The sequence below is a fragment of the Pseudomonas sp. GL-B-12 genome, assembly GCF_019955895.1.
In the GTDB taxonomy this organism is placed as follows: Bacteria; Pseudomonadota; Gammaproteobacteria; order Pseudomonadales; family Pseudomonadaceae; genus Aquipseudomonas.
Map to the genome: position 1 here is coordinate 1 of NZ_JAHBCX010000055.1, position 12,441 is coordinate 12,441.

10 protein-coding genes are annotated in these 12,441 nt (G+C 61.6%); all 10 read left to right on the forward strand.

Features of this window, described 5'->3' with window-relative positions; genetic code table 11:
- Nucleotides 1-174 precede the first annotated feature (174 nt).
- Entirely contained in the window at nucleotides 175-1,797 is a 1,623-nt protein-coding gene (locus tag KGA85_RS25405) for a methyl-accepting chemotaxis protein (RefSeq protein WP_223532487.1), read from the forward strand.
- Entirely contained in the window at nucleotides 1,797-2,333 is a 537-nt protein-coding gene (locus tag KGA85_RS25410) for a chemotaxis protein CheW (protein WP_223532489.1), read from the forward strand. The genes KGA85_RS25405 and KGA85_RS25410 overlap by 1 nt, the downstream gene beginning before the upstream one ends.
- Nucleotides 2,330-3,601: a CheR family methyltransferase gene (locus KGA85_RS25415; protein WP_223532491.1), complete on the forward strand. Its 1,272-nt coding sequence runs from the start codon at nucleotides 2,330-2,332 to the stop codon at nucleotides 3,599-3,601. Before KGA85_RS25410 ends, KGA85_RS25415 begins: the two co-directional genes overlap by 4 nt.
- Complete coding sequence (locus KGA85_RS25420) at nucleotides 3,598-4,278, forward strand: chemotaxis protein CheW (RefSeq protein ID WP_223543469.1); 681 nt, start codon at nucleotides 3,598-3,600, stop codon at nucleotides 4,276-4,278. The genes KGA85_RS25415 and KGA85_RS25420 overlap by 4 nt, the downstream gene beginning before the upstream one ends.
- On the forward strand, nucleotides 4,275-6,554 hold the full coding sequence (locus tag KGA85_RS25425) for a hybrid sensor histidine kinase/response regulator (protein ID WP_223458765.1): 2,280 nt from the start codon (nucleotides 4,275-4,277) through the stop codon (nucleotides 6,552-6,554). The genes KGA85_RS25420 and KGA85_RS25425 overlap by 4 nt, the downstream gene beginning before the upstream one ends.
- The gene (locus tag KGA85_RS25430; protein ID WP_223458767.1) at nucleotides 6,551-7,561 is read left to right on the forward strand and encodes a chemotaxis response regulator protein-glutamate methylesterase; all 1,011 of its coding nucleotides are present in this window, start codon (nucleotides 6,551-6,553) and stop codon (nucleotides 7,559-7,561) included. Before KGA85_RS25425 ends, KGA85_RS25430 begins: the two co-directional genes overlap by 4 nt.
- Nucleotides 7,562-7,609: 48 nt before the next feature.
- Nucleotides 7,610-8,611: a PleD family two-component system response regulator gene (locus KGA85_RS25435; RefSeq protein ID WP_223458768.1), complete on the forward strand. Its 1,002-nt coding sequence runs from the start codon at nucleotides 7,610-7,612 to the stop codon at nucleotides 8,609-8,611.
- A gap of 174 nt (nucleotides 8,612-8,785) precedes the next feature.
- A protein-coding gene (gene prfB / locus KGA85_RS25440) for a peptide chain release factor 2 (RefSeq protein ID WP_223458770.1) occupies nucleotides 8,786-9,881 on the forward strand; the annotation gives its coding sequence in 2 pieces (ribosomal slippage) (nucleotides 8,786-8,857 and nucleotides 8,859-9,881; 1,095 coding nt in all).
- Between the two features lie 110 nt (nucleotides 9,882-9,991).
- Complete coding sequence (lysS, locus tag KGA85_RS25445) at nucleotides 9,992-11,494, forward strand: lysine--tRNA ligase (protein WP_223458772.1); 1,503 nt, start codon at nucleotides 9,992-9,994, stop codon at nucleotides 11,492-11,494.
- 98 nt (nucleotides 11,495-11,592) lie between these two features.
- A complete protein-coding gene (locus KGA85_RS25450) occupies nucleotides 11,593-12,309 on the forward strand; it encodes a TetR/AcrR family transcriptional regulator (protein ID WP_223532495.1) in 717 nt (238 codons plus the stop codon).
- Nucleotides 12,310-12,441: the final 132 nt, after the last annotated feature.

Consider the following 12,441-nt stretch of genomic DNA (forward strand, 5'->3'; position numbering starts at 1 on the left):
CCTTTCTACCCAATCACCCCTGGCACCCATCCCCTTCATTAGCGGACAGTCCCCACCCAGAGCCCATCCCGCCTTTTTTCAACGGGATGAGAAGCGGTGCGCAACCGTCTTATAAATGAAACACCGCCCTCGGCTATACTCCCCGCATTTCGAATCAGGCCCCGAGGATTGACTGTGAAGAACTGGACGTTACGCCAACGCATTTTGGCGAGCTTTGCGGTAATTATCGCCATCATGTTGCTGATGGTGGTCGTGTCGTATTCCCGTTTACTGTCGATTGAGTCCAGTGAGAGCGTTGTGCGCTCGGACAGTGTTCCCGGGATTCACTACAGCTCCCTGATTCGCGGTGCCTGGGTCGATGATTACGTGCTGACCCAGCAACTGATCGGGCTGGGGGGCGGTCGAGGCATGACCCAGGCTGACAAGGATATGTACCAGGGTATTGAGGAACGGCTGCAACGCGCGATGGCCAGCTACCGGGGTACCATCTTCGAGAAAGATGATCGGGCAAGGTTCGAGGAGTTTGAAAAGCTGCACGATCAATATGACAAGCTGCTCGAAGAGGTGCTCGATGCCTACCAGCAAAAGGACTTCGAACAGGCCCGTCGCATCCTCGCCGAACAGATGACCCCGGCATGGGCTACCGGCCGCAAACAGCTGGATGAACTCATTGAGTTCAACAGGGAGGCGGCTGAGGCGGCCACTGACTCGATCATTTCATCGGTAGTGGTGGCGAAGCTGATCATGGGCATTTCGTTGCTGGTCGCAGTCATTAGTGCCGGGTTGTGTGGTCTTTTGTTGATGCGCGCGATCATGGCGCCGATGAACCGCATTGTGCAGATCCTCGAAATAATGCGTACCGGCGATCTCAGCAGTCGTCTGAACCTTGCGCGCAAGGACGAATTCGGCGCCGTGGAAACCGGCTTCAACGACATGATGACCGAGCTGACGTCCCTGGTGTCCCAGGCCCAGCGTTCCTCGGTGCAGGTCACCACCTCGGTGACCGAGATTGCTGCCACCTCCAAGCAACAGCAAGCGACCGCCACCGAAACCGCCGCCACCACCACCGAAATCGGCGCGACGTCCCGTGAAATTGCGGCCACTTCGCGGGATCTGGTGCGCACGATGATCGAAGTCTCCACCGCCGCCGATCAGGCCTCGGTACTTGCCGGATCCGGGCAGCAAGGGCTGGCGCGGATGGAAGAGACCATGCACTCGGTGATGGGCGCGGCTGATCTGGTCAACGCCAAACTGGCGATCCTCAATGAGAAGGCCGGCAACATCAATCAGGTGGTGGTGACCATCGTCAAGGTCGCCGACCAGACCAATCTCCTGTCCCTCAACGCCGCCATCGAGGCCGAAAAGGCCGGTGAGTACGGCCGCGGTTTTGCCGTGGTCGCCACCGAAGTGCGGCGCCTGGCGGATCAGACGGCCGTGGCCACCTACGACATCGAACAGATGGTGCGCGAGATCCAGTCGGCGGTGTCGGCCGGGGTCATGGGCATGGACAAGTTCTCCGAAGAAGTGCGCCGCGGCATGTCCGAGGTGCAGCAAATCGGCGAGCAGTTGTCGCAGATCATCCATCAGGTTCAGGCGTTGGCGCCGCGGGTACTGATGGTCAATGAGGGCATGCAGGCCCAGGCCACCGGTGCCGAGCAGATCAACCACGCACTGGTGCAGTTGGGCGATGCCAGCAGCCAGACCGTCGAGTCCTTGCGCCAGGCCAGTTTCGCCATCGATGAGCTGAGCCAGGTGGCCGTCGGGCTGCGCAGCGGCGTTTCGCGATTCAAAGTCTGATGAGCGAAATCACGGCCAAACGCTCTGCCGTGAAGCAGGCGCTGCATGCCTTGTTTCTGGTGTTTCGCATCGGCAACGAGCGCTATGCCTTGAAGGCTATCGAAGTGGCTGAAGTGCTGCCGCGCCTGCCCTTGAAGCCTATTCCCCATGCCCCCGCCTGGGTCGCCGGGGTGTTCGCCTATCGGGGAGCCGTGGTGCCGGTGATCGACTTGAGCGCGCTGACCTTTGGTACGCCTGCACAGGCCCGTACCAGCACACGACTGGTGCTGCTCAACTATCGCCCGGATGAAACCGCCGAGTCGCAGCTGCTCGGTCTGATTCTGGAACAGGCGACTGACACCTTGCGCTGCGATCCGGCGGATTTTCAGCCCTACGGCCTGGACAATCGCCAGACGCCTTACCTCGGGTCGGTCCGCAAGGACGAGCAGGGCTTGCTGCAATGGGTACGGGTCTGCGATCTGCTGGACGATCAGGTGCGTGCATTGTTGTTTCCCGCGCCGCCAATGGATCCGGCGCTGCTGCAGGAGCGGCCATGAACAGCGACCAGCGTTTTTTCGACTTCCTCAAGGAACGCATCGGGCTCGACGTGACCTCTGTAGGGCCTGCGATCATCGAGCGAGCGGTGCGCCAGCGCAGCATCGCTGCGCAAGCACCTTCGGCCGATGAGTATTGGCGCACCCTGCAGGGCTCGCGGGACGAGCAGCAGGCGTTGATCGAAGCGGTGATCGTTCCGGAAACCTGGTTCTTCCGCTATCCGGAATCCTTCGTCACCCTGGCGAAACTGGCGAGCAAGCGTCTGGCCGAGATCAACCACCTGCGCGCACTGCGGATTCTCAGCCTGCCGTGCTCCACCGGCGAAGAACCGTACTCGATCGCCATGGCGCTGCTCGATGCCGGGCTCAAACCGCACCAGTTCAAGGTCGACGGCCTGGACGTCAGCCCGTTGTCAGTGGAAAAAGCCCGGCGGGCGTTGTTCGGCAAAAATTCCTTTCGGGGTGACGACATTGCGTTTCGCGACCGTCATTTCATTGCCGAAGGCGAGAGCTATCGCCTCGATCAGCGCGTGCTTGAGCAAGTGCGCCTGCAGGTCGGTAATCTGCTGGATCCGGCCTTGCTGGCCGGTGAGCCGCCATTCGATTTCGTGTTTTGTCGCAACCTGCTGATCTATTTCGACCAGCCGACCCAGAAGCAAGTTTTCGAAGTACTCAAGTGCCTGACCCACGTTGACGGCGTGCTGTTTATCGGTCCGGCCGAAGGCAGTCTGCTGGGGCGTTTGGGGATGCGCTCGATCGGTATCGCACAGTCCTTCGCGTTCAGTCGGCAAGGGATGCCGGACCCTGAACCCTTGCCGGCATTCGTTCCAGCGCCATTGCCAGTGTCGCAACCGCTGCGCAATCCACCGCCTGCGCCAGTGCGCAGCCGTCCGTTTGCCCGGGTTGCGCCGCTGCAGGCTGCGCCTGCAATCTCAGGTGCCGATACTGCCGCGCTGCTGGCCAATATCGCCGTGCTGGCCGATGAAGGCAAAAGCGCCGATGCGCGAGCGGCGTGTGAAAGCTACTTGCGCAGCCATGAGCCGGTGGCCCAGGTCTTTTATTGGTTGGGACTGCTCAGCGATGTGGCCGGCAATACCCTTGAAGCCCAGGGTTTTTACCGCAAGGCGTTGTACCTCGAACCGCAACATCCTGATGCGTTGATGCACCTGGCCGGATTGCTGCAGGCCCAGGGCGACGTGATGGGAGCCAGACGATTGCAGGAGCGTGCCGCCCGCAGCGCACGCGCCGCCGACAGTGAGCGTAAACGATGATCGCCTCCGACACCTTTAGCGTCACCCGGGATGCCCAGGCCATCGACGACTGCTGGAACCGCATTGGTATTCACGGCGACAAGTCCTGCCCGCTGCTCAGCGAGCACATTCATTGCCGCAATTGTGCGGTGTATTCCGCGGCCGCCACACGCTTGCTGGATCGCTATGCGTTGCAGCAGGAAGATCGCGGGCCCGTGTCCGCCTCGGTCGAGAGCGAGGTGAAAACCCGCTCGCTGTTGATGTTCCGTCTGGGTGAAGAGTGGCTGGGGCTTGCGACCCGTAGCCTGGTAGAGGTGGCGCCGCTGCAAGCGATTCACTCTTTGCCGCATCAACGTTCCCGGAACTTGCTCGGTGTGGCGAATGTGCGCGGTGCGCTGGTCGCCTGCCTGTCGCTGGTGGAGCTGCTCGACCTCGACGGCACCAGCAACGTGGCACCCGGCGCGCGGGTCATGCCACGCATGTTGATCATCGTCGCCGATGGCGGGCCGGTGGTGGTGCCGGTGGACGAGGTCGACGGGATTCACGCCATCGATGAGCACATCCTCGATGCCGCGTCGCGCTCGGGTGCTCAGGCCAGCGCCAAATACACCCGTGGCGTGTTGCAATTCAAAGGTCGCAGCCTGCGTTGGCTGGATGAAGAACAGCTGCTGTCCGCCGTGACCCGGAGCCTCACATGACCCCCGAGCAAATGCGCGACGCCTCTCTGCTGGAACTGTTCAGCCTGGAGGCCGAGGCCCAGACCCTGGTCTTGAGCGCCGGCCTGCTGGCGCTTGAGCGCGATCCGACTCAGGCCGATCAACTTGAATCGTGCATGCGTGCGGCGCACTCGCTCAAGGGGGCGGCGCGAATCGTTGGCGTCGATGCCGGGGTCAGCGTTGCCCATGTGATGGAAGATTGCCTGGTCAGTGCCCAGGAAGGCCGCCTGTTGCTGCGCCCCGAGCACATCGATGCTTTGCTGCAAGGCACCGATTTGCTGATGCGCATCGCCACACCGAGCAACAACCCGGAGGCCGCGGACATCGAGGCCTACGTGGTATTGATGGCGCGGTTGCTGGACCCGGCGGCCTTCCTGGTTGCGGCTGCTGCACCGGTGATGGCCGAGCTACAACTCGAGGCACCCGTGCCCAAGGTCGAGCCGCCGGCGCCGGCCGTCGAACCGCCACCGGCGCCAGCCCCGAGCAAGACCAAACGCACCACCGAAAACGGCGAACGTGTGCTGCGCGTCACGGCCGAGCGCCTGAACAGCCTGCTCGATCTGTCGAGCAAATCCCTGGTGGAAACCCTGCGGCTCAAACCGCACCTGGCGACCATGCAGCGACTCAAACGCATGCAGAGCAATAGCCTGCGCGCACTGGAGAATCTCAACGTGCATCTCAAGGATCACGCCTTGAGCCTGGAGGCTCAGGAAACCCTTGAGGATGCGCGCCGCTTGCTCGCGCAATCCCAGCAACTGCTCATGGAAAAGAACGCCGAACTCGATGAGTTCGCCTGGCATGCCAGCCAGCGGGCGCAGGTGTTGTACGACACGGCGCTGGCCTGTCGCATGCGGCCGTTTGCCGATGTGCTGACCGGGCAGGTGCGGATGGTCCGGGATCTGGGGCGCGATCTGGGCAAACAGGTGCGGCTGGAAATTGAAGGCGAAAAAACCCAGGTCGATCGCGACGTACTGGAAAAGCTCGAAGCACCGCTGACTCACCTGTTGCGCAACGCGGTCGACCACGGCATCGAAACCCCGGAGCAGCGCCTGCTGGCGGGCAAGCCGGCTGAAGGTTTGATTCGCCTGCGCGCTTCGCATCAGGCCGGTTTGCTGGTGCTCGAATTGAGCGATGACGGCAACGGCGTGGACCTGGAAAAGGTCCGTCGCAGCATCGTTGAACGAAGTTTGTCGCCCGTGCAAACCGCCGCTCAGTTGAGCGAAGAGGAGTTGCTGACGTTCCTGTTCCTGCCCGGTTTCAGTCTGCGCGACACGGTCACCGAGGTGTCCGGTCGCGGCGTCGGCCTGGATGCGGTGCAGCACATGGTCCGGCAGTTGCGCGGCGCGGTGGTGCTGGAGCAGACGGCGGGCAAGGGCAGTCGTTTCCACCTTGAGGTACCGCTGACCCTGTCGGTGGTGCGTAGCCTCGTGGTGGACGTCGGCGACGAAGCCTATGCCTTCCCGCTGGCGCATATCGAGCGCATGTGCGACCTGGAGCTGGCGGATATCGTGCAGGTCGAAGGCCGCCAGCATTTCTGGCACGAAGGCCGGCATGTCGGCCTGGTGGCAGCCAGTCAGTTGCTGCAACGTCCGGCCAGCCAGAACAGCGGGCAAACCCTGAAAGTCGTGGTGATTCGCGAGCGCGATGCGATCTACGGGGTGGCGGTGGAACGGTTTATCGGTGAGCGGACATTGGTGGTGCTGCCGCTGGATGAACGTCTGGGCAAGGTGCAGGACATTTCCGCCGGGGCCCTGCTCGACGACGGTTCGGTGGTGCTGATCGTCGATGTCGAAGACATGCTGCGCTCGGTGGAGAAGCTGCTCAACACCGGGCGTCTGGAGCGCATTGCCCGTCACAGCAATCAGGTGGTCGAGGCGGCCCGCAAGCGAATTCTGGTGGTGGATGATTCCCTGACCGTGCGAGAGTTGCAGCGCAAGCTGTTGCTTAATCGCGGCTACGACGTGGCGGTTGCGGTAGACGGCATGGACGGCTGGAACGCGCTACGTTCGGAGGATTTCGATCTGCTGATCACCGACATTGATATGCCGCGCATGGATGGCATCGAACTGGTCACGCTGCTGCGCCGGGACAATCGCCTGCAATCGCTGCCGGTGATGGTGGTGTCCTACAAGGATCGTGAAGAGGACCGGCGCCGTGGACTGGATGCCGGGGCCGACTATTATCTAGCCAAGGCCAGTTTTCATGACGATGCCTTGCTCGATGCGGTGGTCGAGCTCATTGGGGGAGCGCGGGCATGAGGATCGCAATCGTCAACGACATGCCCATGGCAGTGGAGGCCCTGCGCCGCGCCCTGGCATTCGAGCCGGCCCACGAGGTGGTCTGGGTCGCCGGCAATGGCGCCGAAGCGGTGCGCCAGTGCGCGCTGGACACGCCGGACCTGATTCTGATGGACCTGATCATGCCGGTGATGGACGGCGTCGAGGCCACGCGGCGGATCATGGCCGAGACCCCGTGTGCCATCGTCATCGTCACCGTGGATCGCCAGCAGAATGTGCACCGGGTGTTTGAGGCCATGGGCCACGGTGCGCTGGACGTGGTCGACACCCCGGCCCTTGGCGCCGGCAATGCCCAGGAAGCGGCCGCGCCGTTGTTGCGCAAGATCTTGAACATCGTCTGGCTGATCGGCGACAAGGGCAACCGCCCGCGCCCGACGCCGGCACCGTTGCGCAGTTCGGGCTCACGCCAGAGCTTGATCGCCATTGGCTCATCCGCCGGTGGACCGGCAGCGCTGGAAGTCTTGCTCAAGGGACTGCCAAGTGATTTCTCTCCGGCCATCGTGCTGGTGCAGCACGTTGACCAGGTGTTTGCCGCCGGCATGGCCGAATGGCTCGGCAGCGCCAGCGGCCTCGACGTGCGCCTGGCCGAGGAAGGCGAACCGCCGCAAAGCGGCACGGTATTGCTGGCCGGCACCAATCACCATATTCGCTTGCTGAAAAACGGCACGCTGGCCTACACCGCCGAACCGGTCAACGAGATCTACCGGCCCTCCATCGATGTATTCTTCGAGAGCGTGGCCAGTTACTGGAACGGCGACGCCGTGGGGATTTTGCTCACCGGCATGGGGCGTGATGGCGCCCAGGGGCTTAAACTCATGCGCAAACAGGGCTACCTGACCATCGCACAAGACCAAAGCAGCAGTGCGGTGTACGGCATGCCGAAGGCGGCCGCGGCCATCGATGCTGCCGTGGAGATTCGCCCGCTGGACAAGATAGCACCACGATTGCTGGAGATTTTCGCCAAATGAGCACCTTTTCCCTCATTCCTGGCTCAGGTAGTACTCAGGTGACCGAACATGACTGAATTACAGCTCGACGACTTCAAGACCGACGAAAACGCCGCCATGGTGTTGCTGGTGGACGATCAGGCCATGATCGGCGAAGCCGTGCGCCGCGGCCTGTCGAACGAAGAGAATATCGATTTCCACTTCTGCGCCGACCCGCACCAGGCCATCGCCCACGCGGTACGCATCAAGCCGACAGTGATCCTGCAGGATCTGGTCATGCCCGGCCTTGACGGCCTGAGCCTGGTGCGTGAATACCGCAATCACCCGGCGACCAAGGACATTCCGATCATCGTCCTGTCGACCAAGGAAGACCCGTTGATCAAGAGCGCGGCCTTTGCGGCCGGGGCCAACGATTATCTGGTCAAGCTGCCGGACAACATCGAACTGGTCGCGCGCATCCGCTATCACTCGCGCTCCTACATGACCCTGCTGCAACGGGACGCGGCGTACCGCGCGTTGCGGGTCAGCCAGCAGCAACTGCTCGACACCAACCTGGTGCTGCAACGCCTGATGAACTCCGATGGCTTGACGGGGTTGTCGAACCGTCGGCACTTCGACGAATACATGGAACTGGAGTGGCGTCGTTCGTTGCGTGAGCAAAGCCAGTTGTCGTTGCTGATGATCGACGTCGACTACTTCAAGGCCTACAACGACAGTTTCGGCCACCTGGAAGGCGATGAAGCCCTGCGCAAGGTCGCCACGGCGATCAAGGACGCCAGTGCCCGGCCTTCGGACCTGCCGGCCCGCTACGGCGGCGAAGAGTTCGCGTTGGTGCTGCCCAACACCTCCCAGGGCGGGGCACGGCTGGTGGCCGAGAAGCTGCGCCAGACCGTGGCAGCCCTGAAGATCCCGCATAACTCGCCAACCGAAGGTTCGAGCCTGACCATCAGCATCGGCCTGTCGACCATCACGCCGAAAGCGGGCAGCAACTGCCGCGACCTGATCCTGGCGGCGGACAAGGGGCTGTATTCGGCGAAGAACAATGGGCGCAATCAGGTGGGCGTCGAGTAACGCTCGACCTGATGGTGATGAACCTATGGTGGGTGGTGACTGCTTGATTTGCAGTTGGCAGGTGGCCGCTGACTGAAACCATTCGCCGGTAAACCCGCCATGCGGGCTGCCGGGGCCGCTTGATTACGGTATACTCGCCGGCTTTCAAAAGTTCGCCAACGAGTGCTGCCCGTCATGGAAATCAACCCGATCCTGAACACCATCAAGGACCTGTCCGAGCGCTCCGAAACTATTCGGGGGTATCTTTGACTACGATCAAAAGCATGAGCGTCTGACCGAAGTCAATCGCGAGCTTGAAGATCCGAGTGTCTGGAACAAACCTGAATACGCCCAGGAGCTGGGCCGCGAGCGCGCTGCGCTGGCGCAGATCGTCGATACCCTGGACGAATTGAACACTGGTCTGGCCGATTGCCGCGACCTGCTGGACATGGCCGTTGAAGAGAACGACGAAGGCGCAGTGGGCGATGTCGTCGCCGAGCTGGCCCGTCTTGAGGAAAGTCTGGCCAAGCTGGAATTCCGGCGCATGTTCAGCCATGAAATGGACCCGAACAACGCCTACCTGGACATCCAGGCCGGTTCCGGCGGCACCGAAGCCCAGGACTGGGCCAACATTCTGCTGCGCATGTACCTGCGCTGGGCCGACAAACGCGGTTTCGACGCGACCATCATGGAGCTGTCGGCCGGTGAAGTCGCCGGGATCAAGGGCGCCACCGTGCACATCAAGGGCGAATACGCCTTTGGCTGGCTGCGTACCGAGATCGGCGTGCACCGTCTGGTGCGCAAGAGCCCGTTCGACTCCGGCAACCGTCGCCACACCTCGTTCTCCGCGGTGTTCGTCTCGCCAGAGATCGATGACAAGGTGGAAATCGAAATCAACCCGGCAGACTTGCGGATCGATACCTATCGCTCCTCGGGTGCCGGTGGTCAGCACGTAAACACCACCGACTCGGCCGTACGTATCACCCACGTACCGACCAACACCGTGGTCAGCTGCCAGAACGAACGTTCCCAGCACGCGAACAAAGACACCGCCATGAAAATGCTGCGGGCCAAGTTGTACGAGCAGGAAATACAGAAGCGCAACGCGGCGTCCCAGGCGCTGGAAGACACCAAGTCCGATATCGGCTGGGGTCATCAGATCCGTTCGTACGTGCTTGATGCCTCGCGGATCAAGGATCTGCGCACCAACATCGAACGCAGCGACTGTGACAAGGTGCTCGATGGCGACATCGACGAATACCTGGAAGCGAGCCTGAAGTCCGGGCTGTAAGCAATGCAATACAGGATCGGCTGACTCAGCGCGATCCTTGTAGGAGCGGGCTTGCCCGCGATCCCCAGCCGCAGGCTGGGGACAACGAACCTGATGGAATTTTTAAAGACATGAGCGACCTAGAACTCGACCCGCAAGCCCTGCAACAGGAAGAAAACTCCCTGATCGCCCTGCGCAAGGAAAAGCTTGCTGCCGAGCGCGCCAAGGGCAATGCCTTCCCGAACGACTTCCGCCGCGAAAACTACTGCGAACAACTGCAGAAACAGTACGCGGACAAGACCAAGGAAGAGCTGGCAGAGGCTGCGATCCCGGTCAAGGTTGCCGGTCGCATCATGCTCAACCGTGGCTCGTTCATGGTGATCCAGGACATGACCGGTCGCATCCAGGTCTACGTCAACCGCAAGACCCTGTCCGAAGAAACCCTGGCCGCGGTGAAAACCTGGGACATGGGCGACATCATTGCCGCCGAAGGCACCCTGGCCCGTTCCGGCAAGGGCGACCTGTACGTTGAAATGACCAACGTGCGCCTGCTGACCAAATCCCTGCGCCCGCTGCCGGACAAGCACCACGGCCTGACCGACACCGAACAGCGCTACCGCCAGCGCTACGTTGACCTGATCGTCAACGAAGACGTGCGCCAGACTTTCCGCGTGCGTTCGCAAGTCATCGCGCACATCCGCAGCTTCCTGATGAAGCGTGACTTCCTGGAAGTGGAAACGCCGATGCTGCAGACCATTCCTGGCGGCGCGGCAGCCAAGCCGTTCGAAACCCACCACAATGCGCTGGACATGGGCATGTTCCTGCGTATCGCGCCGGAGCTGTACCTCAAGCGCCTTGTTGTTGGCGGCTTCGAGAAAGTGTTCGAGATCAACCGCAACTTCCGTAACGAAGGCGTTTCGACTCGTCACAACCCTGAATTCACCATGTTGGAGTTCTACCAGGCCTACGCCGACTACGAAGACAACATGGACCTGACCGAAGAGCTGTTCCGCGAACTGGCGCAGCTGGTTCTGGGCAGCACCGACGTGCCATACGGCGACAAGGTGTTCCACTTCGGCGAGCCGTTCGTGCGTCTGTCGGTGTTCGACTCGATCCTCAAGTACAACCCTGAGCTGACCGCTGATGACCTGAGCGACATCGACAAGGCTCGTGCCATCGCGAAGAAGGCCGGCGCCAAGGTGCTGGGCTTCGAAGGCCTGGGCAAGCTGCAGGTGATGATTTTCGAAGAGCTGGTCGAGCACAAGCTGGAGCAGCCGCACTTCATTACCCAGTACCCGTTCGAAGTGTCGCCGCTGGCCCGTCGTAATGACGACAACCCGAATGTCACCGACCGTTTCGAGCTGTTCATCGGTGGTCGTGAAATCGCCAACGCCTACTCCGAGTTGAACGACGCGGAAGACCAGGCCGAGCGCTTCATGGCCCAGGTGGCCGACAAGGACGCCGGCGACGACGAAGCCATGCACTACGACGCCGACTTCGTTCGTGCGCTGGAGTACGGCATGCCGCCAACGGCGGGTGAAGGCATCGGTATCGACCGTCTGGTGATGCTGCTGACCAACTCTCCGTCGATCCGCGACGTGATCCTGTTCCCGCACATGCGGCCGCAAGCGTAAGTGTTTCAAATAAAAAGCCGCCTTTGAGGCGGCTTTTTATTGCCTGTCTGGTACAAACGTATCAACTTGTTACTTTCATCTGAGAGGAAATACCAGTCGTGATTCGTGCAATAGCTCAAGAAGGTGCAGCGGGTATCGCCACTGCGGTCGCTGAAAGTGTTCAGTACCAGGGCCGCAAGGCCAGCCGACAGGGCAGCGAACAGCGACGACAGGAAATCCTGGATGCCGCCATGCGCATTGTCGTGCGTGACGGTGTACGGGCCGTACGGCACCGTGCGGTGGCCGCCGAGGCACAAGTGCCGTTGTCGGCGACCACTTACTATTTCAAGGATATCGATGACCTGCTCACCGATACCTTCGCCCAATACGTGGAACGCAGTGCGGCGTACATGGGCAAACTGTGGGTGAACAACGAGGGCCTGCTGCGCGACATGATCGACAGGGGCGATGGCAGCCCGCAGGCGCGCTCGAAGCTGGCGGACGATATTGCGCGGCTGATGACCGACTACGTTCACCGGCAACTGGTCAATCGTCGTGAGCATCTGATGGCCGAGCAGGCGTTCCGTCAGGAGGCATTGCTCAACCCGCGCCTGGCCGAACTGGTGCGCTCGCATCAGCAAATCCTGTTGCAGGGCTCTTGCCAGCTGTTCCAGGTGTTGGGCTCGCGCGAGCCGCATCAGGATGCCAAGGTGTTGACGGCGATTATCGGCCGGATGGAATATCAGGGCCTGCTCAACGTAGACGAGCCTGCCGCCGAAGAGGAAATGCTCGGCATCCTGACGCGCTACATGCACCTGGTGCTGGCGTCGGTGTAGCTCGGTTGGTGCATTACCTGTGGGAGCGGGCTTGCTCGCGAAAGCGGTGTATCAGTCGACTTGAATGCTGAATGTTGAACCGCCTTCGTCGGAACGCCGCCCGGAGCAAGCCCGCTCCCACAGGGTGAAGCC